The sequence below is a fragment of the Paraburkholderia sp. GAS38 genome (assembly GCF_050434965.1).
Taxonomy (GTDB): domain Bacteria; phylum Pseudomonadota; class Gammaproteobacteria; order Burkholderiales; family Burkholderiaceae; genus Paraburkholderia; species Paraburkholderia phenazinium_A.
This window is the reverse complement of sequence record NZ_JBNDJO010000010.1, coordinates 143,732-168,932: the sequence shown is the minus strand read 5'-3', so window position 1 is coordinate 168,932 and position 25,201 is coordinate 143,732. Positions and strand designations below refer to the sequence as shown.

Annotated in this window: 24 protein-coding genes; 12 read left to right on the top strand and 12 right to left on the bottom strand. The window is 62.8% G+C overall.

From position 1 onward, the window contains the following. Positions 1 to 10 precede the first annotated feature (10 nt). The gene (locus P3T42_RS23095) at positions 11 to 325 is read right to left on the bottom strand and encodes a hypothetical protein (protein ID WP_429307344.1); all 315 of its coding nucleotides are present in this window, start codon (positions 323 to 325) and stop codon (positions 11 to 13) included. Between P3T42_RS23095 and P3T42_RS23090 the strand changes: the two genes are divergently transcribed. Continuing rightward, positions 324 to 1,760 carry an NYN domain-containing protein gene (locus P3T42_RS23090; protein ID WP_429307343.1) on the top strand — a complete coding sequence of 479 codons (1,437 nt, stop codon included), beginning with the start codon at positions 324 to 326 and terminating at the stop codon, positions 1,758 to 1,760. The genes P3T42_RS23095 and P3T42_RS23090 overlap by 2 nt on opposite strands. Positions 1,761 to 1,906: 146 nt before the next feature. Here the strand turns inward: P3T42_RS23090 and P3T42_RS23085 are convergent, their stop codons facing one another. The 3 genes from P3T42_RS23085 to xseA all read right to left on the bottom strand — a co-directional run bounded on the left by P3T42_RS23085 (position 1,907) and on the right by xseA (position 5,591). Next, positions 1,907 to 3,025, bottom strand: coding sequence for a porin (locus P3T42_RS23085; protein WP_074300608.1), 1,119 nt, complete (start codon positions 3,023 to 3,025; stop codon positions 1,907 to 1,909). Positions 3,026 to 3,424: 399 nt separating this feature from the next. Then, positions 3,425 to 4,003 carry a superoxide dismutase gene (locus tag P3T42_RS23080; protein ID WP_074300609.1) on the bottom strand — a complete coding sequence of 193 codons (579 nt, stop codon included), beginning with the start codon at positions 4,001 to 4,003 and terminating at the stop codon, positions 3,425 to 3,427. A gap of 208 nt (positions 4,004 to 4,211) precedes the next feature. Beyond that, complete coding sequence (gene xseA, locus P3T42_RS23075; RefSeq protein ID WP_429307342.1) at positions 4,212 to 5,591, bottom strand: exodeoxyribonuclease VII large subunit; 1,380 nt, start codon at positions 5,589 to 5,591, stop codon at positions 4,212 to 4,214. A 521-nt stretch (positions 5,592 to 6,112) separates the two neighbouring features. On the opposite strand from xseA, the gene lpxK reads away from it, so the two are divergent. From lpxK to P3T42_RS23050, 5 genes are all read left to right on the top strand, one after another. After that, positions 6,113 to 7,129 (top strand): tetraacyldisaccharide 4'-kinase, encoded by a 1,017-nt coding sequence (gene lpxK, locus P3T42_RS23070; RefSeq protein ID WP_074301748.1) that lies wholly within the window; start codon positions 6,113 to 6,115, stop codon positions 7,127 to 7,129. Beyond that, positions 7,110 to 7,331 (top strand): Trm112 family protein, encoded by a 222-nt coding sequence (locus tag P3T42_RS23065; protein WP_074300611.1) that lies wholly within the window; start codon positions 7,110 to 7,112, stop codon positions 7,329 to 7,331. Before lpxK ends, P3T42_RS23065 begins: the two co-directional genes overlap by 20 nt. Before the next feature lie 114 nt (positions 7,332 to 7,445). Beyond that, positions 7,446 to 8,255, top strand: coding sequence for a 3-deoxy-manno-octulosonate cytidylyltransferase (gene kdsB, locus P3T42_RS23060; protein ID WP_429307341.1), 810 nt, complete (start codon positions 7,446 to 7,448; stop codon positions 8,253 to 8,255). Between the two features lie 230 nt (positions 8,256 to 8,485). After that, entirely contained in the window at positions 8,486 to 9,151 is a 666-nt protein-coding gene (gene adk / locus P3T42_RS23055) for an adenylate kinase (protein ID WP_074300613.1), read from the top strand. Positions 9,152 to 9,475: 324 nt separating this feature from the next. Next, positions 9,476 to 10,234: an SDR family NAD(P)-dependent oxidoreductase gene (locus P3T42_RS23050; RefSeq protein WP_429307340.1), complete on the top strand. Its 759-nt coding sequence runs from the start codon at positions 9,476 to 9,478 to the stop codon at positions 10,232 to 10,234. Between the two features lie 177 nt (positions 10,235 to 10,411). Here the strand turns inward: P3T42_RS23050 and P3T42_RS23045 are convergent, their stop codons facing one another. Then, the gene (locus P3T42_RS23045; protein WP_429307339.1) at positions 10,412 to 11,263 is read right to left on the bottom strand and encodes a SirB1 family protein; all 852 of its coding nucleotides are present in this window, start codon (positions 11,261 to 11,263) and stop codon (positions 10,412 to 10,414) included. Beyond that, on the bottom strand, positions 11,260 to 12,810 hold the full coding sequence (murJ, locus tag P3T42_RS23040) for a murein biosynthesis integral membrane protein MurJ (RefSeq protein WP_074300616.1): 1,551 nt from the start codon (positions 12,808 to 12,810) through the stop codon (positions 11,260 to 11,262). The genes P3T42_RS23045 and murJ overlap by 4 nt, the downstream gene beginning before the upstream one ends. A gap of 448 nt (positions 12,811 to 13,258) precedes the next feature. On the opposite strand from murJ, the gene rpsT reads away from it, so the two are divergent. Next, positions 13,259 to 13,537, top strand: a complete 279-nt coding sequence (gene rpsT, locus P3T42_RS23035) for a 30S ribosomal protein S20 (protein WP_429307338.1) — start codon at positions 13,259 to 13,261, stop codon at positions 13,535 to 13,537. A gap of 258 nt (positions 13,538 to 13,795) precedes the next feature. Here rpsT and P3T42_RS23030 read toward each other — a convergent pair whose 3' ends face one another. Beyond that, complete coding sequence (locus tag P3T42_RS23030) at positions 13,796 to 14,137, bottom strand: DUF3579 domain-containing protein (protein ID WP_074300618.1); 342 nt, start codon at positions 14,135 to 14,137, stop codon at positions 13,796 to 13,798. A gap of 586 nt (positions 14,138 to 14,723) precedes the next feature. Here P3T42_RS23030 and P3T42_RS23025 point away from each other — a divergent pair. The 3 genes from P3T42_RS23025 to argF all read left to right on the top strand — a co-directional run bounded on the left by P3T42_RS23025 (position 14,724) and on the right by argF (position 18,469). After that, entirely contained in the window at positions 14,724 to 14,915 is a 192-nt protein-coding gene (locus P3T42_RS23025) for a hypothetical protein (protein WP_074300619.1), read from the top strand. Between the two features lie 766 nt (positions 14,916 to 15,681). Further along, on the top strand, positions 15,682 to 17,382 hold the full coding sequence (gene ltrA, locus P3T42_RS23020) for a group II intron reverse transcriptase/maturase (RefSeq protein WP_074300620.1): 1,701 nt from the start codon (positions 15,682 to 15,684) through the stop codon (positions 17,380 to 17,382). Between the two features lie 157 nt (positions 17,383 to 17,539). After that, positions 17,540 to 18,469, top strand: a complete 930-nt coding sequence (gene argF / locus P3T42_RS23015) for an ornithine carbamoyltransferase (protein ID WP_074300621.1) — start codon at positions 17,540 to 17,542, stop codon at positions 18,467 to 18,469. Positions 18,470 to 18,631: 162 nt separating this feature from the next. Here the strand turns inward: argF and murB are convergent, their stop codons facing one another. Further along, positions 18,632 to 19,675: a UDP-N-acetylmuramate dehydrogenase gene (gene murB, locus P3T42_RS23010; protein WP_074300622.1), complete on the bottom strand. Its 1,044-nt coding sequence runs from the start codon at positions 19,673 to 19,675 to the stop codon at positions 18,632 to 18,634. A gap of 173 nt (positions 19,676 to 19,848) precedes the next feature. Between murB and P3T42_RS23005 the strand changes: the two genes are divergently transcribed. Next, on the top strand, positions 19,849 to 20,334 hold the full coding sequence (locus tag P3T42_RS23005; protein WP_074300623.1) for a YajQ family cyclic di-GMP-binding protein: 486 nt from the start codon (positions 19,849 to 19,851) through the stop codon (positions 20,332 to 20,334). A gap of 166 nt (positions 20,335 to 20,500) precedes the next feature. On the opposite strand, the gene plsY is transcribed toward P3T42_RS23005, so the two are convergent. Next, positions 20,501 to 21,154, bottom strand: a complete 654-nt coding sequence (gene plsY / locus P3T42_RS23000; RefSeq protein ID WP_429307337.1) for a glycerol-3-phosphate 1-O-acyltransferase PlsY — start codon at positions 21,152 to 21,154, stop codon at positions 20,501 to 20,503. Positions 21,155 to 21,373: 219 nt separating this feature from the next. Beyond that, positions 21,374 to 21,865, bottom strand: a complete 492-nt coding sequence (ybaK, locus tag P3T42_RS22995) for a Cys-tRNA(Pro) deacylase (protein WP_429307336.1) — start codon at positions 21,863 to 21,865, stop codon at positions 21,374 to 21,376. A 139-nt stretch (positions 21,866 to 22,004) separates the two neighbouring features. Here ybaK and P3T42_RS22990 point away from each other — a divergent pair, with 139 nt between their 5' ends. Next, positions 22,005 to 23,567 carry a class I adenylate-forming enzyme family protein gene (locus P3T42_RS22990; RefSeq protein ID WP_429307335.1) on the top strand — a complete coding sequence of 521 codons (1,563 nt, stop codon included), beginning with the start codon at positions 22,005 to 22,007 and terminating at the stop codon, positions 23,565 to 23,567. A 110-nt stretch (positions 23,568 to 23,677) separates the two neighbouring features. Here P3T42_RS22990 and xerD read toward each other — a convergent pair whose 3' ends face one another. Further along, a complete protein-coding gene (gene xerD / locus P3T42_RS22985) occupies positions 23,678 to 24,631 on the bottom strand; it encodes a site-specific tyrosine recombinase XerD (protein WP_074300627.1) in 954 nt (317 codons plus the stop codon). Beyond that, on the bottom strand, positions 24,628 to 25,098 hold the full coding sequence (locus P3T42_RS22980; protein WP_074300628.1) for a methylated-DNA--[protein]-cysteine S-methyltransferase: 471 nt from the start codon (positions 25,096 to 25,098) through the stop codon (positions 24,628 to 24,630). The genes xerD and P3T42_RS22980 overlap by 4 nt, the downstream gene beginning before the upstream one ends. Between the last annotated feature and the right edge of the window lie 103 nt (positions 25,099 to 25,201).

Sequence of the window (25,201 nt, the reverse complement as noted above, 5' to 3'; positions counted from 1 at the left end):
CGGCCCGTCGCTAGAGGCGAGGGCTGCGGGCGCGCTTTGCTCCGCTTGCATGGATGGCGCCGAATTCTGCAAATCCAGCGACGGGAGTAGTTGTAAGCGGCCAAAAGTCAGAAATGAATGACAAACTCGGCACGTTTACTTTGATCTGCGGCGATGTATTGCGCCGAGGGTGCGCAGGAGGAGCCGCGGCAACGTCCTCGAAATCGAGGGCGTTTTGCTTTGCCGGGAAGTGCTCGCGCGCACAAACCTGTAAACCCGTCGCAGGAGTCGCTATCATGGTCGCGATTCCGTCGAGTTCGACGGTTGCCTCATTGGAGAAATACATGGCGTCATCCAACGAAACCATCAGCATGGCGCTGTTCTGCGACTTCGAAAACGTCGCCCTTGGCGTGCGCGACGCGAAGTTCGAGAAGTTCGACATCAAGCTGGTACTCGAGCGGCTGCTGCTCAAGGGCAGCATCGTCGTCAAGAAAGCGTACTGCGATTGGGAGCGCTACAAGAGCTTCAAGGGCACCATGCACGAGGCCAACTTCGAGTTGATCGAAATTCCGCACGTGCGCCAGTCCGGCAAAAATTCGGCGGATATCCGCCTCGTCGTCGATGCGCTCGATCTCTGCTACACCAAATCGCACGTCAACACCTTCGTCATCATTAGCGGTGACTCCGACTTCTCGCCGCTCGTCTCCAAGTTGCGCGAAAACGCCAAGCAGGTGATCGGCGTCGGCGTCCAGCAATCCACGTCCGATCTACTGATCGCGAACTGCGACGAATTCATTTTCTACGACGACCTCGTGCGCGAAAGTCAGCGGACCGTCGTGAAGCGCGAGACCGCACGTCCCGCGCAGCAGCCCACGGCCGCCGCCGCCAAACGCGCGCCGAACGAAGAAAAGCGCCCCAAGGAAGACCTGGAGTCGCGCCGCACCAAGGCAGTGGAAATCGCCGTGCAGACTTTCGATGCGCTCGCCTCCGAGCGCGGCGACAGCGGCAAGATCTGGGCCTCGGTGCTGAAAAACGCCATCAAGCGGCGCAAGCCCGACTTCAACGAAACCTATTACGGCTTTCGTGCCTTCGGCAATCTGCTTGAAGAAGCGCAAGCGCGCGGCTTGCTCGAATTCGGCCGCGACGAAAAATCCGGCGCGTATGTGTATCGCAGCACGGCCGCCATTGCGACGACTGTCAGCGAGTCGGTGAGCGAAGCGGCGGAGCAGAGCCAGGAGAGCATGGTGGCGGAACCGGCCCAACCGGCGGACGCAGGCCACAAGCATGACGCACGCCGTCGCGGCCGAAGCAACCGCAAGACGGGCCGCGACTTGCCGGCCGAGCCGGTGCGCGCAGAACCGGTGGCTAGCCACGACGAGCCGGAAGCGCTGGCCGAGGAGCCTGAAGTCCGGCGCAATCACGGCGGCCGCTCTCCTTTTGCGTACGACGAGCCAGTCGAAGAGCATGAGCAAGCCGTGGCCGAACCCGCGATGTTCACGTTCGATCCAGAACCGTTGCCTGAGGCGTTGCCGGCTAGCACGCCGGAAACGCCGGCAACGCAGGAGACGCGTCGCACGGGACGTGGCAGCCGCAAGCCCGCAGCCAAGAAAACGAAGAAGGCCGCGGCGCCAGCGGTTGAAGCAGCGTCGGTCAATGAAGCGCCACAGGAAGCGCCCGCTCAAGCCGCAGCGGAGGAGCCGGCTGCCCGCAAGACCGCGCGCAAATCGACGACGCGTAGCCGTCGGCCGCGCAAGACGGCGGCGACCTCGGACGCTGAGTGATCCTGCGCGTTGGCGGCGCTGCTTCGATGCCGCGCCGCCCAATCGAAGCCACACGACCGCAGCACGGGCCGGCTCACACGGCATGAGAGCGCACGCGAAACAACACGTGCGCACGCCTCAAGCGAATCGCCGTTCAACGCCACCGCTCAGAAGCGATGCGTCATGCCCACCGTCGCCAGAACCTGCTTGGTGTCTGGCTCGCTCACCGTGTCGCCGGGCCAGCTTACCGTCGCGCTGCCGTTATTCTTGATGTAGCCGGCGCGAACATAGAAGCTCGTGCGCTTGGAGATCGAATGATCGGCGCCGATCTGGATACCCGGCGCATTGTCATGCGCGCCACGCACGCTGCGCTGGACCCCTGCGATCTCGATCGTATCCGCGGCCGTTGCCTGGATCGTCGCGCCCAGCTCGGCGATGCTAAGCGAGTGCGCTGTGCCGAGCACCGCCGCCAGGGACCGCGCAGACGGGTCCTGCGCACGTTGATACGAGTAGTTGAACTGGAAGTTCACGATCCCCACGCGGTACGCAAGCGCGCCGATGAAGTGCTCGGTGCCGAGCAGACTCAGCGCAGTCGGCAGACCGGCAATGGTCTCCTGCCCCGGATGCTGATTCACGTAGGCGACGCCCGCATACAGGCCGTAGCCCGAATAGCTCGCGCCCAGGTTCAGCATATTGCCGGTGGTCGCCGGCACCGGCTGCGTGACGGTGGCCGCGAACGCGTACATGCCGTAAAGCTGCAGGCCGCCCAGGTTCGGCGATTGGTAGAGGATCGAGTTGCTGGCGCGGCCGGAGTCGTACTGTGTCGAGAGCGTTTTCTTGTCGACAGCGAGCACGGCCGCGGAGAACGGTGACAGGACCTCGTTCGCGCGGTAAGGATCGGTTGGGTACACCACCCGGAAGCTGGGCTCGTACTGGCGGCCCATCGTCAGCGAGCCGTACTTCGAATCGTTCAGGCCAACCCAGGCTTGCCGGTAGAACAGCGTCGACGTATCGGCGAACAAGGTGCCGTTGTTGATGTTAAAGCCGGTCTCAACGTCGAACTGCGCGGCGAGGCCACCGCCCAGATCCTCGTTGCCCTTGAGGCCGAACTGCGAGCCGGTGGCGCCGCCACTTCGTTCGGAAAACGAATGATTACCGCCATTGTCGAGGTATTGGACGAAGGTGTCGGCCACACCGTACAACGTCACACTCGAATCAGCCGCCGCTGCACTGCCTGCGGCAAGCACCAGCGTGGCCCCGCAAATACCCTGACTGATCAAACGCATGCATGTCTCCTCTTTTTGATAGCCGCTTGCTGCGGACTTGATTGCATCGCTGCGATACCACCCGACCGCTGTCTCCAGCACACCGCATGAAGGCGATGTGCGCGATCGTTCTCTCAGATCCTGCGTGCCGGGTCCGGCAAGGGCGCCGAGCAGGGCGGAAAATAGAATGACCGTACCAATTTGAAGTCAACTGGCGCCATAAAGCCATTGCATTATTTTCATGAGGAGGTTGCGGAATGTGCATGGCAGCGCGGCCCGAGGATGGCCATGCAAAGCGAGCGGCTTCGTCGCCGCTCGGCGCTGAAAAAGCAGAAGGCCCTCGCATTGGAGGGCCTTCATTGTCACGGCTATTTTCAAACGCTACTGCGGCCCCTCGTTCAGCTGGAGCCGCTTCGAACCTTACGCGAAATTCTTCTCGGCAAAAGCCCAGTTCACGATGTTCCAGTACGCTTCGACGAACTTCGGACGAGCATTGCGATAGTCGATGTAGTACGCGTGTTCCCACACGTCGATCGTCAGCAGTGCCTTCGCGTCCGTGGTCAGCGGCGTAGCAGCGTTGCTGGTCGACACGAGGTCGAGCGAGCCGTCTGCCTTCTTCACGAGCCATGCCCAGCCCGAGCCGAACGTGCCGACTGCGGTCTTGGCGAACTCTTCCTTGAACTTGTCGTAGGAGCCCCACTTCGCGTTGATCGCGTCGCCGAGCGCGCCCTTCGGTGCACCGCCACCTTGCGGCGACAGGCTGTTCCAGAAGAACGTGTGATTCCACACTTGTGCAGCATTGTTGAAGAGGCCGCCGGTTGCCTTCTTGACGATCTCTTCAAGCGACAGGTTCTCGAACTCCGTGCCCTTGATCAGATTGTTCAGGTTGGTCACATAGGTCTGGTGATGCTTGCCGTAGTGATACTCAAGCGTCTCTTCCGACATGTTCGGGACGAGGGCGTTTTTTGCAAACGGCAGCGGCGGGAGCGTATGTTCCATGGTGCTTTCCTTCTATCTGTTTGTGGGGGGTCAGTCTGAGGATAACGCTGTAGAGCACTCGATTGTAGGCGAGTTGGAATAACCCCGCAAACCAACGGACTTTATGTCTGGCATGCGCAGAAAACCCGCCCAAATAACGTAATTAGTGCTCGCGCAATGCCCTTGCCACGGTCAAATGTACGACCCGGGCCGGAGCCCGGGGCACGTATCAGAAGCCGTCCGCCAAACGTGCCTGCACGTCGGCCAGCGTGATGTCGGCAGCGCCTTCGGCAAGATGCACGGTGAGGTGCCGCCCGGGCTTCAGCGAGGCCGGCGCGCGCACCGCACGGCCGTTGTTCGCGTCGAGCAAGGCCGCATAGCCGCGCTCGAGCGTGCGCTGCGGACTCAGCACTTCGAGGCGCGCGGCGAGCGTCGTCACACGAGCGGTCTGGCGTTCATGCTGGCGCAGCACCGCGTCGTCCAGCCGCTGCGCCAGCGTATTCACTGCTGCACGATGAGCGGCGAGGTCCGGACGCCAGCGTTGCCAGCGCATCTGCAGCAGCGAAAACCGTGCTCGGGCATCACGCACCGGACGCGCACCCGCCGAAGCGAGCCGCACGCTGAGTTGCTGCAGATGCGTGCGTTGCCGCGCGAGCCGCTCGGACGGTGAGACAAGCCGGCGCGCAAGCCAGTCGAGCTGTTGCGCGCGCCGCTCCATCATGCGGCCAAAGCCGCGGGCCAAGGTGGCGTGACGGTGATCGAGATCGCGCAGCAACAGCGCGCGTTGCGGACTGACCAGTTCGGCGGCACCGGTGGGCGTCGGGGCACGGACGTCGGCGGCGAAGTCGGCAATCGTGAAATCGGTTTCGTGACCGACGCCGCTCACCACCGGCACCCGGCTTTCGGCAATCGCGCGCGCCAGCACTTCTTCGTTGAAGGCCCACAGGTCTTCGATCGAACCACCGCCGCGGCACACGATCAGCACATCGATCTCGCGCCGCGCATTCGCCGTTTCGACCATCGCCGCGAGTTTCGCGCTCACGCCCACGCCTTGCACGGGCGCCGGGTAGACGATCACCGGAATATGCGGGGCACGCCGTTGCAGCGTGGTCAGCACGTCGCGCAACGCGGCGGCCTGCAATGACGTGACAATGCCGATCGAGCGCGGATGGGCGGGCAACGGCCGCTTGCGCTCGGCGGCAAAAAGCCCCTCTGCTTCGAGTTGCGCCTTGAGTTTCAGAAACGCTTCGTAAAGCCGACCTTGCCCGGTACGGCGCACCGCTTCGACATTGAGCTGCAGTTCGCCGCGCGGCTCATACATCGTGACGAGCGCACGCACTTCGATCCGGTCGCCTTCGCGCGGCGTGAACTCGGCGTGCTGCGCGCGGCCGCGAAACATCACGCAACGCATCTGCGCCTGCGCGTCCTTGATCGAGAAATACCAGTGGCCGCTGGCCGCGCGGGTGAAATTCGACACTTCCCCCGCCACCCAGACGAGCGGAAACGAGCGTTCGAGCATCGTGCCAATGGCGCGGTTGAGCGCCGACACCGGCACGACGACGTCGCCGCCGGAGGTGGCCGAGGACGAAAAAGGACTTTCGGAGTTCATGCGAGGAATAGGGATGACAGGCCGGACAGACGATAGACCGAGCGGCCATCCACGTCCAGCGCGTCGTACCAATTGTTAAAAGTGTCCACATGCCAGGAGAAGCTTTCGGAGTGCTGTCAAGGGGCGCGCGGAGCCCAGTGGCATCGAATCAAGCTGTTGATTTATATAGACTTTATATCCCATTAATACCAATGTATGCCGACAGGAGCCGCGCAGAACGGCCTTTCCAGCCTCGCCGATACCGGGTTCTCCACAAAGTTATCCACAGGCTGCCGAGACCTCAGTTGTTGCGCCCGCGCGCCCGTGTGCGACCCTCGCGACTTGCCGCGCACGACACCCGCACGCTAGAGTGCCGGGTTCAAGGGCATCATGAGCCGCGTGGGGTCGTCTGCTCGCCGCCACGGCTTGCCTTTCTGTTTTGCTGGTTTTGCCTGGAGAAACGCGTTGATACTTGCCCCGTGCATCACGTCGTCTTCATCCGAATCGGCGCCGCCGTTGCTGCGCACGCCGGTGTCGGTCGCATGAGCGACGTCAAAGCCCAAATCGAAACGCGCCTCGCCCGCGAGTGGCAACAGCGCGGCCCGCTCGCCTGGGCACTGCTGCCATTCGCCTGCGTATTCGGCACGATCGCCGCCGCGCGGCGCGCCGCCTTTTCGCTCGGCTGGCTCAAGCGGGTGAGCGTCGGCGTGCCGGTGGTGGTGGTCGGCAATGTGACGGTCGGCGGCACCGGCAAGACGCCCACCGTGATCGCGCTTGTCGAAGCGCTGCGTGGCGCCGGCTTCCATCCCGGCGTCGTCTCGCGCGGCTATGGCGCGCGCGTCGGCCGGCCGACTGCCGTCACACCGGCCTCGTCGCCGCAGGATGGTGGCGACGAGCCGTTGCTGATCGCCCGCCGCACCGGCGCGCCGGTGTGGGTCTGTCCGGATCGCGTGGCGGCCGCGCAGGCGCTGTGCGCCGCGCATCGCGAAGTCGACGTGATCGTGAGCGACGACGGCCTGCAGCATTACCGCCTCGCGCGCAACGCCGAAATCGTGGTGTTCGACCATCGCCTCGGCGGCAACGGTTTCCTGCTGCCGGCCGGCCCGCTGCGCGAGCCGCTCTCGCGCCACCGCGACGCGACGCTGATCAACAACCCGTACGACCGCACCTTACCGCCGTGGCCGAACAGCTTCGCGCTCACCCTCACGCCCGGCGACGCGTGGCATCTCGGCAACCCGTCGTTGCGCCGTCCGCTCGCCCAGTTCAGCGGCGATCGCGTGCTGGCCGCGGCCGGCATCGGCGCGCCGGAGCGCTTTTTCGCGACGCTGCGCGCGGCAGGCCTGACGCCCGACACCCGCGCGCTGCCCGATCACTACGCGTTCAGCAGCAATCCATTCGCGGACGTCGATGCCGACGCAATCCTGATCACCGAAAAGGATGCGGTAAAATTGGGGTCCTGGCACGATGCGCGCATCTGGGTGGTCCCGGTTGAAGCCGCGCTCGATCATCGCCTCATTGAATTAGTTGTGGAGAAACTCCGTGGACGCTCGCCTGCTTGAAATTCTCGTCTGCCCGATCTGCAAGGGCCCGCTCAGCTACGATCGTCCGGCGCAGGAACTCATCTGCAACGCAGACAAGCTGGCCTATCCGATCCGCGACGGCATTCCCGTGATGCTGGTGGACGAAGCCCGTCAAACGGTCGAAGGCACGCCGGTGGAGCCGCTGAATCCCGGGGCGGGCCAACCCACGCCCGGCGCGTAAGGCCGCGAGGCCCTCACGGCAATCTGCGCTGAGGGCCTGTCCGTCGCCTCATTCGCTTTCGCCGGCGCGCCACGCTTGCGCGCGCCCTGTTCCGGTCCAGCCTCCGCCCTTCCGATGACCCAAGCCACTGCCCCCGCCACCCCGCCCTTCATCGCCGTCGTTCCGGCGCGGCTGGCCTCGACCCGTCTGCCCAACAAGCCGCTGGCTGATATCGGCGGCAAGCCGATGGTCGTGCGCGTCGCAGAACGCGCACTCGCCTCGGGCGCGCAGCACGTGCTGATTGCATCGGATGCGCAATCGGTACTCGACGTTGCCCGCGAACACGGCATCGAAGCGATGCTCACGCGCGCCGACCATCCGTCGGGCACCGACCGTCTCGCGGAAGTCGCCGCGCATTTCGGCTGGAGCGACGACACGATCGTGGTCAACGTGCAGGGCGACGAACCGCTCATCGATCCGGCGCTGGTGTGCGGCGTTGCGTCGCACCTCGCGGCAAGCCACGGCTGCGCCATCGCCACCGCCGCGCATCCGATCACCGACCCCGCCGAGATCTTCAACCCGAACGTCGTGAAGGTCGTCCTCGATGCGCGCGGCGTCGCGCTGTACTTCTCGCGCGCCCCGATTCCGTGGGCCCGCGACGCCTATCAGCCACACTGGCCGGACGTCGCCGCCATGCCCGCGCCGCCTGCGCCGGCAACGGTCTACCGGCATATCGGCCTGTATGCATACCGTGCAAAGTTTCTGCGCTCGTACCCGAGCCTCACGCACTCGCCGATCGAACAGGTCGAAGCGCTCGAGCAGTTGCGCGCCATGTGGCACGGCGAGCGGATTGCCGTCCTCGTCACGCCGGAAGTCCCGCTGCCGGGCGTCGACACGCCCGCCGATCTCGCCCGCGTAAGGTCGTTATTCGGTCCGTCGGCGTAAAAACCCATGGCATAATCAAACGGTTGTGCGCACCATCTGCAATGATCGTTCGTCAGGGTTTGCCCGGTCGTCCCGCTATCCCCCTTGCAGCGCCGTCCTCCTCGACGTGCAGCGCAAGGCGCATGGCGGCCAGTTCGATGCAGGCCCCCTGAACCCAACGTGCAGATAAGCTCGCAAGAGCTTTAAAGCGTCGCGCCGCGAAAGAATTCACATAGATCTGGAGATATCACATGCGTTTGATCCTGTTGGGTGCTCCCGGAGCGGGCAAGGGCACTCAGGCGACCTTCATCAAAGAGAAGTTCGGCATTCCGCAAATTTCCACCGGCGACATGCTGCGTGCGGCCGTCAAGGCTGGCTCGCCGCTCGGCATTGAAGCGAAACGTTTTATGGATGCCGGCGAACTGGTGTCGGACGAGCTGATCATCAACCTCGTCAAGGAACGCCTGAAGGAAGCGGACTGCGCGAACGGCTATCTGTTCGACGGTTTCCCGCGCACGCTGCCGCAAGCGGAAGCCATGAAGCATGCAGGCGTCGCGATCGACTACGTGCTGGAAATCGACGTGCCGTTCGACGAGATCATCGTGCGGATGAGCGGCCGCCGCGTGCACGCTGCATCGGGCCGTACGTATCACGTCAAGTTCAACCCGCCGAAGGTCGAGAATGTCGACGACGTCACGGGCGAACCGCTGATCCAGCGTGTCGACGACAAGGAAGAAACCGTCAAGAAGCGCCTCGACGTGTATGAGGCGCAAACCAAGCCGCTGATCGAGTACTACACCACGTGGGCGAAGAACGGCGATGCATCGAGCAGCCTGAAGGCGCCGCAGTATCGCGCGATTTCCGGCCTCGGCAGCGTGGATGAGATCCGCGCACGCGTGTTCGATGCGCTGAAGTAAGCAAGATGGCATGAATGACAAGCGGCACGTCGACTGGCGCTGCTGCTCGTCAATCAGACAACCCGCCCGCATGGGCGGGTTTTTTATTCCAGCGGCAAATACTCGGCATGTCCCGCATTTCCGTATCTCGCCGGTTCCGTAGCCGCGTGTACGCCACGCTTCATTTACTCAGTTATCCGAATCAAACTGGGCATTCTCCCAACGCACCACGCCGGTGCAGCCGCCCTGCCCTTTCGCTTTCCGCGCTGCAGCACAGCCGTTACAATCGACTATCGAAAAGATATTCGATCGTGACGATTACCGAACTGAAGCAAAGGAGAAGACATGGAGATTCGTGACAATGTATTCCTGATCACCGGCGGTGCATCCGGTCTCGGCGCGGCAACTGCGCGCCTGTTCGCCGCGGAAGGCGGCAAGATCGTGGTGGCCGACCTCAATCAGGACGCCGGCGTAGCGCTCGCCCAGGAGTTGGGCGGCGTGTTCGTCAAGTGCGATGTGAGCCGCGAGGAAGACGCCATCCAGGCCGTCGATGCCGCCGTCAAACTCGGCACGCTGCGCGGCCTCATCAACTGCGCGGGCGTGGCGCCGGCCATCAAGACCGTCGGCAAGGACGGGCCGCATCCGCTCGAGTCGTTCACGCGCACGATCTCGATCAACCTGATCGGCACTTTCAACATGATCCGCCTCGCCGCGGCGGCAATGGCGAAGAACGCGCCAAACGCGCTGGGCGAGCGCGGCGTGATCATCAACACGGCATCGGTCGCGGCGTTCGACGGCCAGATCGGCCAGGCCGCGTACGCGGCATCGAAGAGCGGCGTGGTGGGCATGACGCTGCCGATCGCACGCGATCTGTCGCGCAACGCCATTCGTGTGATGACGATTGCACCGGGCATCTTCGAAACGCCGATGCTGCTCGGCATGCCGCAGGAGGTGCAGGATGCCCTCGGTGCGATGGTGCCGTTCCCGCCGCGCCTCGGCAAACCAGGCGAGTACGCCATGCTGGCCAAGCAGATCTTCGACAACCCGATGCTCAATGGCGAAGTGATCCGTCTGGACGGTGCGATCCGGATGCAGCCGAAGTAATACGGCTTGCTGGGCAGGATGCATCGTCCACGCACTGCCCAAAGTAAAGTAAAACGCCTGCGGTGCGCTCGATGCGCGTCGCAGGCGTTTTACTTTGGGTCTTTCGTATGAGCTAACTGGGGCCGGTTGGCCGCAGCGGCCGCGCACCAGGTGCGTCGCCGCGCCGGCAAAACCGCCTCAATCGCGATCGTTATGCTGCGTGCGCTGCCGCAACTCGTGCAACTGCGATTCGACGACCGTTGCATCGTCAGCGTCAGGCCGATCGCCGAGGTAGCGTTCGAGATCTTCGAGCGCCGGACGCAGATAATCGAGCCGCGCATAAGCGAAACCGCGGTCGCGGATTTCCTCGATGCTCTCCGGCAGCAGAATCACAAGACGCTGCTGAACGGCCAGCAAGCGCTGCCAGCGTTCCGTCTGAAGATAGGTGGACTTCAGATTCCCCAGCATCCGCGCGATGATCTCGCGGCGCGTGGCCGGTTGCAGCAGCATCCGCAAGGCGCGGCTCACCGACTCGCCCGCCGACGCCACATACGGCTCGAGCATCTCCACCATCTCCGACTCCGACAGCGAATGCCCCGTGGTCGGATCGAGCATCACGTCGCCATCGGGCGTGGTCACGCGCAGCAGGAAGTGCCCGGGAAACGACACGCCGCGCACAGGAATGCCGATCTGCTCGGCCATCTCCAGATACAGTACCGCGAGCGAAATGGGAATGCCGCGGCGCCGTTTGAGGACGACGTTCAGATGGCTGTTGTCGGGGTCGTAGTAATCGTTGAGGTTGCTGCCGAAGCCCAGCTCGCGGAAGAAAAAGCGGTTCAGAATGCCGACCTTCTGCTTGATGTCGGCGTCGGCCGGCATGCGGCGCTGCAGGCGCACCACCAGCTCGTCGAGCTCGGCGAGCGTGCCTTGCAGATCGAGATCGGGATAAGCATCCTGTGCAAGCGAGAGCGCTGCCTCGGTCAGGGGCAGACTGTCGTCTTCGGCGACCAGCGTGCTGAAATAGTCGAGAACCCGCGTCGTCGTGATCACTTCACTCGCCTTCTGAAATACGCGTACTTGAAGCCCATCAGCCAGAGCATACCGAAATATAGCGCAGCAAACAGAACGAGGCACGCTGCGAGCAATACGATGCGCGCGAGCGGTTGGGCATGCAAGCCGATCCAGTCGAAGCTGATGGCAAACCAGTGCATCACCCCCGCGAGGACGAGGCACGCGCCGATCATCTGCACGAAGAAAACCAGCCAGCCGCTCGACGGCATATAGATGCCGCGCCGGCGCAAGCCGATAAACAGCAGCAGCGCGTTCATGCAGGCGCCGAGCCCAACGCTCAGCGTCAAGCCGGCATGCGCAAAGATCGGCACAAAGACGAAATTGCTCAACTGCGTGACGACCAGCACACCCACGCCGATCTTGACCGGCGTCTTGATGTCCTGCTTCGCATAGAAGCCCGGCGCGAGGATCTTGATGAGGATGAGCCCGATCAAGCCGACGCCGTACGCCGCCAGCGCGCGTCCGACCATCACGACCGAATGGGCGTCGAACTTGCCGTAGTGGAACAGCGTGGCCGTCAGCGGCTCGGCGAAGAAAAACAGCGCAATCGCGCTGGGCGCGGCCAGTAGAAACGTGACCCGCAGCCCCCAGTCGAGCAGCGACGAATACTCGTGCGGATCGGCGTCGACGTGGGCCTTGGAGAGGCTCGGCAGCAGGATCGTGCCGAGCGCGACGCCCAGCAGCGCGGTGGGGAACTCCATCAGCCGGTCGGCGTAGTTGATCCAGGAGACCGCCCCCGGTCCGATGCGCGACGCGATGTTGGTGTTGATAATGAGGCTGATCTGCGCCACCGACACCGCGAACATGGCCGGCACCATCTTCGACAGCACCCGCTTGACGCCGCGATGCGCGAGCGCGCGCACCGGGTTCCAGCCGATGCGCGGCACCATGTCGATCTTCTTGAGGCCGGGCAACTGCACGAGGAACTGCAGCACGCCGCCGACGATCACCGCCCAGGCCAGCGCATAGACCGGTGTCTTCATATGCGGCGCGACGAACACGGCCGCGACGATAAACGCCACGTTCAGCAGCACCGGCGCGAAAGCGGGCAGCGAAAAGTTCTTGTAAGTATTCAGCACGCCCGACGCCAGCGACGTCAGCGAAATGAACACGATGTACGGGAACATGATGCGCGTCATCGTGACGGCGAGCGGATACGCCTGGCCGTCGTGCGCCAGACCGGAGGCCACCACGAACACCACGCCGGAGGCCCCCACCACGCCGATCAGCGAGAGGATGGCCAGCGCCCAGGCGAGCACAGTCGAGGTTGCGTCGACGAGCGCCTTGGTCGCGTCATGTCCCTGCTGATTCTTGAACTCGGCAAGAATCGGCACGAACGCCTGCGAGAACGCGCCTTCCGCGGAAATGCGACGCAGCAGGTTGGGAATGCGAAAGGCGACGTAGAACGCGTCGGTGAATTGGCTGGCGCCGAACGCACGGGCGATCAGCGTTTCGCGGGCCAGTCCGGTCACGCGCGACAGCAGCGTGAAGCCGCTGACCGTCAGCAGGGCTCGGAATAGATTCATGGGGCGCTTATTATACGGGTGCCGCAGGTGCGGACGATCAGCCGGGACCCGAATCGGACCGATTTGTCGGCCAGACGTTCGCTCGGGCTTTCGCTTGAGCTTTCGTTTTGTGGGACACACGCCGGGGAATGGCGTACGGCCGGCGGGGCCGCCCACACGCCGGACCCCGTATTTTCGTTTGCCACGTGCCTGTTTTTGTTGCTATAATCGCCGGTTTCGACGCTCGATCAATTTTCGGACAGCATTCGTGTGCCTCCGGTGCGTACCCTAAGCACCCTCTGAATGTCTGCTGAAACGGGCCTGATTCGCGTAGCGAATCAGTAGATTCGTCAGTAATTTCGACACTTTTTGCGCTCTTGGGCAATCGCTTCCAAGGGTTCGATCTAAAAGCAGCGCCCGGCCACTTGAAGGTCAGGTACTGGAAACAGGAACAGGATAAGGAACCGTCATGGCTAACTCCGCACAAGCACGCAAGCGCGCCCGTCAGGCCGCGAAAGCAAACTCGCACAACTCGGCGCTGCGCTCGAAGTTCCGCACGGCTATCAAGGCTGTTCGCAAGGCGATCGACGCCGGCGACAAGACCAAGGCCGCTGAGATCTTCCTGTCGTCGTCGAAGACGATCGACATCATCGCCGACAAGAAAATCGTTCACAAGAACAAGGCAGCTCGCCATAAGAGCCGCCTCGCTGCAGCCATCAAGGGTCTGCAAGCGCCCGCAGCGCAGTAAATCCGGTCAGCCCGCTTCGGTGGGCTACCTCCTGTTTCCGCTGCGTCATGAAAGCCCGCTTCGGCGGGCTTTTTTGTTTGCTTTTGTGTCCGAGGCAAGCGCCTTACGCGCGCCCAGCAGACCTGCCCGGTCGCGGAGCACAAAGCCGGGCACAAAAAAACCCGCTCTTTGCGGGTTTCATCATTTCCATTTGCCTTGCGACTCGAGTTTCCTCGCCGCCGCTGAGTCAGGCTGCCTGCCGGCGTAGCACGCTCTGTGTTACTTCGCCTTCAGCGCCTGTTGCGTGCCGTGCTCCGGCGGCAATTCGCAGGCCTCGGTCACCAGCAGATCATTGTCTTTCGCGAAGTTCATGACGAAGTCGAAGGCCATCGGCTCGATATCGCGCAGCCGCGAGTCGAGGATGACGCATTTGAGATCGTCGAGCATCGTAGGGCGGACGTACAGCGAGTACTGCATGTAGGCGTTCGGCCCTTTTCTCACACCCGGCCCGAACATGGACATGACCCCGGCGAGGCGCTCCGACCAGTCGCTCGGCCGAAACTTCTTTCCGTTCGAAGTGATGCCCTGAATGAAATATTCGGTTGGAGCTGATTCGGCCATGTAGGGATACCTGTGTGACTGCCCAGCACAATGCCAGCGAATGCGGCTGCCTGAACGGCTAACTGAACACGTCGTACACGACCTCGCGGACCTCGCCGCCAAGGGCCGCGGTGCCGACAAAGGCCACCTCGGCAATCGTCATGACGGCGCACCGCGAGGAAAGCCTTCCGGGCGCGCGAGCCGTGTCCAGCAAGCGTGGAACCTGCTTGCCGGGCTTTTGGGAAACCCCGAGATTATAGCTCAGCGGGCCTCTTTCCGCACCGCACACAAGAACTCTCCTACGCGTCCTGTGCTCGTCCAGGAATCGCCGCCCTGCCGTCCGGCTAGCTCGTCAAACGGGTGAAAATCCTTTATGCTGCATCGAGTTGTGCGACACGACGCTCGCAGTAGTCGTGTAGAGGAGACAACCTCTCTAAAAATCAAGCCTTTGGAAAGGCCGAGCTTTCCTTAAACAATCTCAGCGCCCGTAGTAAGTCACGGTTCGTCCCCTTGGTAGACTTCTAACGTCTATACATAGGCCGTGAGATCGGTTCGCCGGTCTGGGGTTCCCTGAGAGACAGTCTCCCGTCTCACAAAGGTGGTCAACATGGACAAGCGGGACCAGTACGGTGTAAATGCAGTCCGTCGCGACATCGCATCCATTGTGGATGGGTTTGTCGAGATGAGAGCTCACCTCGGTCGTATTGCTAAAAGACTCGACGATCTTCGTTGGTTCGTCGGTGGCTTAGCGGTTGCGAGCGTGGTGGCTGCTGGCTTGGCGAAGCATTTCATCGGGTAACACTGCCCGTCTTTTCATGTACGACGCGAGCGAAAGCTCTGTCTGTCATTGTTCAACCTACCGGCTGTATTCATTGGTAGGCAGCGAACCTGTTATGCGACTAGCAGTAGCCTACGGAGACATGCGTCACTGGCAACGGTGAGGTGTGAAGCTCTCCTGACAACGTAGCCCCCGGCATCGGGCAAGGCGAAACCGTGAGGTATTGTCTTGAAGACTCCCAGCAGCAAGGGGGTTGAGGAGCTAGGCTGGCTGGCATGGGCAACATATGTGAACTGCTGATAAACCTCGTAAGCACGCGTTGTGCCGAAGCTGCTACTGGCACTGACCAAAAGGTACGTGGTTGGCTAACTCGTTGACTCGTCGGGTTACGTCGTCGTTTACAACCACCGGGGAATAGGCAGGCCCTAAACCAGTCGTGTGACAGACAGGGAACGTGGTAAGCCTGTACTGCTGCCGGGGACGAAAGTCTCTGGCAGGTGAACCGCAAGGAACACTGTTGGCCGTGCAGGTATGGGAGGACGGAAAAAGCGAACGCCGAACTGTAATGGTACGGATAGAGGTAGCAACATTATCTCACGCGAAAGCGGGCAGACTTCCGTCTGGTCTACCGTCGCAAGACGGCTGACTACCCTTTGACTCGATACCTGGGTCGGTTGCAGTACACCGACATCTATTTGGATTCCCTTGTGGGAGCGAAGTTGGCTCCCACAAGGGGACAACTCCGTTCTCCTGCTCGGGATTTTTATTTTTCGAGAAGGAGAGCAGCATGAAAGTATCCATTCGGAAGGATGGATCTGCGCTTTCCCACGCGCTGGACAACTGGCACGCCGTAGATTGGCAGCGGGTTGAAAGGAACGTGAGAGGGATGCAGATTCGAATTGCGAAGGCTTCGCAGGAAGGCAAATGGCGCAGAGTGAAGGCACTGCAACGGATGCTAACCCGCACGTTGTCCGCCAAGTTGTGGGCGGTACGACGCGTTACGCAAAACCAAGGCAAGCGAACGGCTGGAGTCGATCGCGAGCTATGGGACACGCCTGAAAGCCGATGGCTTGCTGTCGGTAGGTTGAAAAGGCGTGGATATAGGCCTCTGCCATTACGGAGGGTCTTTATCCCCAAGGCGAATGGAAAGATGCGCCCGTTGGGCATCCCCACCATGCTGGACAGAGCGATGCAGGCTCTGTACTTACTCGCCTTGGAGCCGGTGGCGGAGACGACGAGCGATCCGAACTCGTATGGGTTTCGGAAGAATCGTTCGACGGCCGATGCCATGGCCCAAATATTTCTCTCGACGTCCAAGAAGGTTTCCGCTGCTTGGATTTTGGAGGCCGATATTAAGGGCTGCTTTGACCATATCAACCATGGCTGGTTGGAAAGCCACGTCCTGATGGACAAAGCGATCCTCCGGAAGTGGTTGAACGCTGGCTTGATTTATAAGGGCCAGCTTCAGGCGACTGAAGCCGGTACGCCGCAGGGGGGCATTATTTCCCCGACGTTGGCTAACGTGACGCTGAACGGACTGGAACGAGAACTTGCCGAACACCTCGGTGCAAAGTTTGGTCTCGCGAAGGCGAAGAAGCTAAAAGTCAATGTTGTAAGGTACGCGGACGACTTTGTGATAACTGGCACGTCGCAAGAGGTGCTGGAGACTGAAGTCCGACCTTGGATCGAAGCATTCCTCGCTGTACGAGGGCTGCAACTATCTGAGGAAAAGACGCGGATCGTCCATATTGACCACGGCTTCGACTTCCTTGGGTGGCATTTCCGTAAGTATCAGGGAACGCTACTTATCAAGCCGGGCAAGAAGAACGCGCAAGCGTTCTATCGCAAGGTGGTGGAAGTGATTAGCGGCAACAAGACGGTAAAGCAAGAGGAGTTGATTCGCTTGCTGAACCCGATGCTACGTGGTTGGGCGCAGTATCACCGCCCCGTGGTAGCCAAGGCGACGTACAGCCGCATGGAGTACCTGATTTTTCAGAGACTCTGGCGGTGGTCGAAACGGCGGCATCCGCAGAAGAACCGCGACTGGATCAGGAAGAAATATTTCCATTCGGTTGGGGCGCGGAATTGGGTGTTCGCCGCTCCTGTGGTGAAAGATGACGGCAGTAAGGGCTTACTGGAGCTGTACCAGATCACCGGTACACCGATTCAGCGGCACAAGAAGGTCAAGGGAGCATACAATCCTTTCGACCCGCAGTGGGAACAGTACGGCGAACAACTTCGACAGGCGCGGCTGGAGCAATCCATGTCGTACCGGCGCGAATGGGTTACGCTGTATATGTCTCAAGGTGGATTGTGTGCGCTGTGCGGCACGGAGTTGACAGAGGAAACGGGTTGGCATGATCATCATCTGGAATACCGGATGCATGGCGGCTCGGACGCGCTGTCTAATCGTGTTCTCCTGCACCCGCATTGCCACCAGCAAGTGCATAACCTGAATGTTGTTGTAACTAAGCCGGTTCTCCAATAGGGGAGCTTCGTCGATAGGCTCGAGCCGGATGCGGTGAAAGTCGCAAGTCCGGTTCCAAGGGGGCTCCTCTTCCGTAAGGAAGGGGGGCTACCCTCCACCACAAACGACGGCGGCGCCGTCCGGCAATTTCGCCGGGTGAGACCGCCGTATTTGTTTCATGACCGCCAAGAAAATTCGCCACTACCTGCAGTTCAACGATTTCTCGCTGGAAGACTACGAGTACGTGCTCGAACGCGCGCGCATTCTCAAGCGCAAGTTCAAGAACTACGAGACCTACCATCCGCTGCACGACCGCACGCTCGCGATGATCTTCGAGAAAAACTCGACGCGCACGCGCCTGTCGTTCGAAGCGGGCATCTTCCAGCTCGGCGGCCATGCCGTCTTCATGAGCACGCGCGACACCCAACTGGGCCGCGGCGAGCCGATCGAAGACGCGGCGCAGGTAATCTCGCGCATGGTGGACATCATCATGATCCGCACGTTCGGTCAGGACATCCTCAAGCGCTTTGCCGAGAATTCGCGGGTGCCGGTCATCAACGGCCTCACCAACGAGTATCACCCGTGCCAGGTGCTGGCTGACATCTTCACGTATTTCGAGCATCGCGGTCCGATTCGCGACAAGACGGTGGCATGGGTCGGCGACGCCAACAATATGCTCTACACGTGGATCGAAGCGGCGCAGATTCTCGGCTTCAAGCTGCGCCTGTCCACGCCGCCGGGCTACAAGCTCGACCGTGCGATGGTGGCAGCCGAAAGCGCCCCGTTCTACGAAGAATTTGACGATCCGAACGAGGCTTGCGCCGGCGCCGATCTGGTCACCACAGATGTCTGGACCAGCATGGGTTTCGAGGCGGAAAACGAAGCGCGCAAGAAGGCCTTCGCCGACTGGTGCGTGGATGCCGAGATGATGGCGCGCGCCAATTCCGATGCGCTCTTCATGCACTGTCTGCCGGCCCACCGTGGCGAGGAAGTCAGCGCGGAAGTGATCGACGGACCGCAAAGCGTCGTGTGGGACGAAGCGGAAAACCGCCTGCATGTGCAAAAGGCTTTGATGGAATTTCTCTTGCTCGGCAAGCTGAACCACTGAGCAAGGTCTGCGTGAGACGCGACGGGGCCCGATTACGAGGCGGGCATCCACGCACGCGCCGCGCTCGGAGCCGTATGCGCTGAAAGCAGGTTGGCGACGAGCATTCCGTCGGCGCTTGATTTTGCGTGAGCGAAGTCAAGCGCCACGGTGCTGCGCACTGGCCTACAAACAGACCGGCTCCGCCTCCAGTTCAACACCAAACCGCTCGCGCACGTCGTGCTGAATGGCCCGCGCCAGCGCAAGCACCTCCGCACCATTCGCCCCGCCGCGATTCACCAGCACCAGCGCCTGGCGTTCATGTACGGCCGCCGCACCCATGGCGCGCCCTTTCCAGCCACAGCGGTCGATCAGCCAACCCGCGGCGAGCTTCACCGCACCGTCCGGCTGCCGGTAAGACACCACCTCCGGCTCGCGCTGCTGCAAAGCGTCGAACTGCACGGCGTCGATCACCGGATTCTTGAAGAAGCTACCCGCATTGCCGAGTTGCGCCGGATCGGGCAATTTCGCGCGCCGTACCGCGACGACGGCATCGAAAATCGCCTGCGCGTCCGGCGATGTGTCACCATGACCCTCAGCGGCCAGTTCCCGCGCGATGTCCGCGTAGCTCGCTCGCGGCACCCAGGCCTTCGGCAAACGAAAGGTCACCGACGTAATCACAAAGCGGTCACGCCCTTCGCGCTTGAAAAAACTGTCGCGATAGCCGAACCGGCAAGCGGCTGCGTCGAGTTCACGCGCCTCGCCGGTGGCTAGTTCGACCGCGCGCAGCGACGCGAAGCGCTCGCACATTTCCAGGCCATAAGCGCCGATGTTCTGGATCGGCGCCGCGCCCACCGTACCGGGGATCAGCGCGAGGTTTTCGAGTCCGGGCATCCCTTGCGCCAGGGTCCAGGCCACGAATTCGTGCCAGTTTTCGCCAGCGGCTGCTTCGACGTACCAGGCTTCGTCGTCTTCGCGCGCGAGCCGGCGGCCGCGCAGTGCGACGAGCAGCACGAGGCCGTCGAAGTCGCCGGTCAGCACAACGTTACTGCCGCCGCCCAGCACCAGACGGCGCAGGCCCGCCGCACGCGGGTCGCGCACGGCGGCCAGCAGTTGCGCCTCGTGCTCGACGCGGCATGCCAGGCGCGCGCGGACATCGAAACCAAACGTGTTGTGCGCCTGCAGCCGAAAGTCGGCGAGGAAAGAAGTGGAGTCGGGCTGGTGGGACATCGGGGACATCGAAATGTGAGGGCCGTCTGCCGCAGGCCGGGTGATCATCCGCAGCGGCCTTGGGCAAAAGAGTAAGGCGTCGGTAAAATGACGTCCGGTTCGTGATTATAGCGAGTGCGTCGTGCGCAGCCGTCCGGCGGCGCCACGCACCGCCGCACTATTGGGAGAGAGCAATGCCATCGTTTGACGTCGTCTGCGAAGCCAACATGATCGAAGTCAAGAACGCGATCGAGCAGTCCAACAAGGAAATTTCAACCCGCTTCGACTTCAAGGGGTCGGACGCGCGGGTCGAGCACAAGGAACACGAATTGACGCTGTATGCCGACGACGACTTCAAGCTCGGCCAGGTCAAGGACGTGATGGTGTCGAAAATGGCCAAGCGCAACGTGGACGTGCGCTTCCTCGACTACGGCAAGATCGAGAAGATCGGCGGCGACAAGGTCAAGCAGGTCGTCACCGTGAAGAAAGGCGTCTCGGGCGATCTGGCGAAGAAAATCGTCAGGCTCGTGAAAGACAGCAAGATCAAGGTGCAGGCGAGCATTCAGGGCGACGCGGTGCGTGTGAACGGCACCAAGCGCGACGACCTGCAAAGCGTGATCGCGCTGCTGCGCAAGGACGTCACGGATACGCCGCTCGACTTCAACAACTTCCGCGACTAAGGTGCGCGACCAAGGCGTTCAGGCGAGGGGGTGAAGCCGGCGCTCAATCGCGCCGCTCGGGGGCACTCAGCGGTCTTGAGACAGTCGCGGTGCGCCGCCCGGCGCCGCGTGGAGCCGTGTGGACCCCGCCCCGCAGTGTCCCCGCTTGCCCCCGCCCGCTTCAGCCTCAGTGCCGCTTCGCGGCCGTCTGCGCTTCGGCCTTCTTCTGAGCCTCGGCCTTCTTCTTGTCGCCGATGCGGCTTTCCTGCCCCGCCATCAGTTTCGCGATGTTGCCGCGATGGCGCCAGACCAGCAGCGAACTCATCACGACGATCGCCAGCGCAATGATGTTCGCGCCGAACAGGAAGCCGTCGAAGAGCGGCGCGAACACCGCAGCCGCCAACGCCGCCAGCGACGAATAGCGGGTGAAGAACGCAACGATCAGCCAGGTCAGCAACGTGGCGATGCCAAGCACCGGGTTGATCGCCAGCAGCACGCCCGCGGCCGTCGCGACGCCCTTGCCGCCTTTGAAGCGGAAGAAAACCGGATACAGATGGCCGAGGAACACGGCAATCGCGGCGAGCGCGATCGCCGTATCGTCAAGGCCGTAATGCGGACCGAAGTGGCTCACGAGCCAGACGGCGAGCCAGCCCTTGAACGCGTCGCCCACCAGCGTGAGGACCGCGGCCGTCTTGTTGCCGCTTCGCAGCACGTTAGTGGCGCCGGGATTCTTCGAACCGTAGGAGCGCGGGTCGGCCAGGCCCATCACGGCACTGACGATCACGGCAAACGACACCGAACCGATCAGATAAGCGACGACGGCGACGATCAGGTTTTGCATCTGGGGACTCTTATAGGTATCGGAAAGCGCGACGGGTGCAACAGGTGCAACAGGTGCAACATGCACCCCACGGCACGAACGAAACGGCGAACATTCTACCCAACCGGACCGGCGCGGCCAGCCACTTTTGCAGAGGCCCGGCACGAAAACGCCGGGCTACGCGGGTTTACCTGACCCTTTTCGAGCAATGCTGACGCGGAGCCGGAAGTTGGGTGGTCCTCAATCCACGCTCGCGCATTGCACCGGTTTCGCGGCCAGCAGCGTAGTCAGCACGGCGGGGGCAATGCTGACGAGAAAGCCGCGCCGCCCGCCGTTCAGCCAGATCTGTTCGAGTTCGAGAATACTCGACTCGACATACACCGGCATCGCCTTACGGGTACCGAAAGGCGAGGTGCCGCCGATCAGGTAGCCAGAGTGCCGGTTCGCCACTTCGGGCTTGCACGGCTCGACGCGCTTCGCGCCGATCTGCCGCGCAAGGTTCTTGGTGGAGACGGTACGGTCGCCGTGCATCAGCACGATCAGCGGCTTGGCGTGCTCGTCTTCCATGACGAGCGTCTTGACCACCCGATGCTCGTCGACACCGAGCTGGCGCGCCGATTCCGTGGTGCCGCCGTGCTCCACATAATCATAAGGATGTTCGCCGAACGCGACGCCATGGCGGCGCAAAAACTGAGTGGCAGGCGTTTCGGAGACGTGTCTGGATTTGCTCATCGGCGCATTGTAATAGCGACCTCGCACAACGGCTATTTGCCGAACGGCCAATTGTGCGCCTGTGGCCACTGTGGCACGATCGTTCGTAAATCATCCGGCGCGACGCGTACGGATACCCTACCGTTTCAAGGAGACAGCGTTGACCCTCGACTCGCCCGCGCGCCGCGCCATCCACGTTCCCAGCCTGCTGGCGGCGCTACCGCGGCGCATCGCCGAGATCCCGGCGCTGGCCGCCGCGCGCGATCCGCAGCACGTCGCCCTGATCGAAGATGCGCGCCGTCTGACGAGCGCGCAACTGCTCGAAGCTGTCGAGGCGACCGCCGCGCTGCTGCGCGAATCGGGCGTTCGCGGCGGCGACCGCGTGATGATCGTGGCGGAAAACAGCATCGTGCAGGTCGTGCTGCTGTTCGCCACCGCTGCGCTCGACGCGTGGGCACTCGTCTCGAACGCGCGCCTGTCCGCCGCCGAGCTCGACGCAATCCGCGCTCACGCCAGGCCGCGCCTCATCGCCTATGCCGTGGAAAGCTCGCCCGACGCGCAGCAACACGCCCAGCGCCATGGCGCAGTTACGGCGCCCGCGCTCGCGCCCGATATCGGCGCGTGGGCCTATACGCTTGACGACACCGTCGCGGCAGAACCGGTCGAGGCCGCAAGCGAGCGTCAGTGCGCCGCGCTGATCTACACCACGGGCACCACCGGCGCGCCCAAGGGCGTGATGCTGTCGCATCGCAACCTGCTGTTTATCGCGGCGATTTCGAGCGGCCTGCGCAGTGTCGGCCCGGACGATGTGGTGTACGCCGTCCTGCCAATGTCGCATGTCTACGGTTTCGCCTCGGTGTGCCTCGGCAGCCTGTATGCCGGCGCCACCTTGCGGCTCGCGCCGCGTTTCGCGCCCGAAGCCGTGCGCCGCGCGCTCGCCGAAGAGCGCGTGTCGATCTTCCAGGGCGTCCCCGCGATGCACGCCAAGCTGCTCGAACATCTGCAGATGCACGGTCATGCGTGGTCCGCGCCGCATCTGCGCTTTGCCTACTCGGGCGGCTCGCCGCTCGACGCGGCGCTGAAGGCCCATGTCGAAAGCGTCTACGGTCTCACGCTGCACAACGGCTACGGCATGACCGAGAGCAGCCCCACTGTCGCGCAGACCTTGCTCGATGCGCCGCGCAGCGATTGCTCGGTCGGCCAGGCGATTCCCGGCATCGAGGTGCGCTTCGTCACGCTCGAGGGTGTGGACGCCGCGCACGGCGAGATCGGCGAGTTGTGGGTGCGTGGTCCGAACGTCATGCTCGGCTACTACCGCAACCCGGAGCAGACCCGCGCGACCGTAACCGAAGACGGCTGGCTCAAGACCGGCGATCTCGCGCGCCAGGATGCGGACGGCGCCCTGCACATCGTCGGGCGCAGCAAGGAGTTGATCATCCGTTCGGGGTTCAACGTGTATCCGGCGGAAGTCGAGCACGTGCTGAATGCACATCCGGACGTCGTGCAATCGGCGGTGATCGGGCGGGCGGTCGAAGGCAATGAAGAGGTCGTGGCCTTCGTCGAACTGCGGGCCGGCGCCAAGGTTACGCCGGCAGAGTTGATCGCGTGGTGCGGCGAGCGTCTTGCACCGTACAAGCGTCCCGCCGAAGTTCGGGCGCTCGCTGCGCTGCCGGCGGCGTCAACGGGCAAGATCCTCAAGCATCGGCTGCGCGATCTGGTTTGAGCGACGAGCCTCGCGGCAGCGGCAGCCGCATTCGTTGCGTTAGCCGGATTGGCCGGGCTAGCCGTATTCGCGGTGTCAACCACAGAAGCCGCATTAGCCAGGCAGCCCCATCACCCGCGCGGATGATGTGCCGCGTGCAGCGACTTCAGCCGCTCACGCGCAACGTGCGTGTAGATCTGCGTGGTCGAAATATCCGTGTGCCCCAGCAGCAACTGCACTACGCGCAGATCGGCGCCGTGATTTAGCAGATGCGTCGCAAACGCATGCCGCAGCGTATGCGGCGAGAGCGGCGCATGCACCTCGGCGGCCGCTGCATGACGCTTGATGATGTTCCAGAACTGCTGGCGCGTCATGCCTTCGGCGCGTGTCGTGACGAACAGCGCGTCGGTGGCACGCGCGCCCAGCAACGCGGGCCGCGCCTCGCGCAGGTAGCGCTCGATCCACGCATGTGCTTCCTCGCCGAATGGAATCAGGCGCTCCTTCGAGCCCTTGCCCATCACCCGCACGACGCCTTCGTTAAGTCCCACTTCCACCGTCTTCAGCGTGACAAGCTCGGTGACGCGCAGGCCGCTGGCATACATCAGTTCCAGCATCGTGCGATCGCGCAGGCCGAGCGGTGTGTCGATATCGGGCGCGCCAAGCAGCGCTTCGACCTGGGCTTCGCTCAGCGTCGCAGGAAAACGCGCCGGCTGTTTGGCCGAGCGGATGCGCAGCGTCGGATCCACCTGGGCGCGATGCTCACGCACGGCCCAGGCGTAGTAGCGCCGGAACACCGAGAGGCGCCGGTTCGACGAGGTCGACTTATCCTTCTGCCGCACCACGCTATAGGCGGTGAGATCGGCTTCGCTGGCGGTATCGAGCGAGCTGTTGCGGCTTTGCGCCAGCCACTCGCAGAACAGGCGCAGATCGCGCCGGTAGGCATCGAGCGTGTTGCGCGACAGGCCATGTTCGAGCCACAGCGCGTCGCAGAACGCGTCGATCGAGGCGTTGCTTGCCACGAACAGCGGCGACGCAGCGGGCGCGGCGGAGTCGTCAGCAGGGATGGCAACGATAGCTTCGCTCATGCGTAGGGCACACCTTCATGCGCCAGCAGCCAGCGCTTCACGTTGTGGAAAAAATCGTCGTTCGCATGATGCGCGAAGCCGCCAAGACCGCTTGACGACACCACGCGATGACACGGGATCACCAGCGGAAAATAGTTCGAGCCGCACGCCTGGCCGACCGCGCGCGGCACGCTGCCCACCTCCCTGGCAAGCTGCCCGTAGGTGAGCACGACCCCGGGCGGAATCGCGCTGATGCCCGCCCACACGCGTTGCTGAAACGCGGTACCCACAGCGGCCAGCGGCAGGTCGAAGCCCGCCGAAGCACGCTCCAGATAGCGTTCGATCTGCTGCGCCGCTTGCCTTGCCAACGGCGTCTCCGGTGCGACGTTGCTCACCGACTCCGGCAAAAAGACAATCTCGCGCACCTTCTCGGCTTCGAGCCGGATGCCGATCTTGCCGAACGGCGCGTCGATCACTGCGTTGAACATGATGTGCCTGCCCAATGGTCCTGTACTTGCCCAATGTGTCTTCGCGACCGGTTCGCGTCGGCCGGGGCGCGGAGCGCGGGGCAATGCGCGCTGCCGTGCCCGA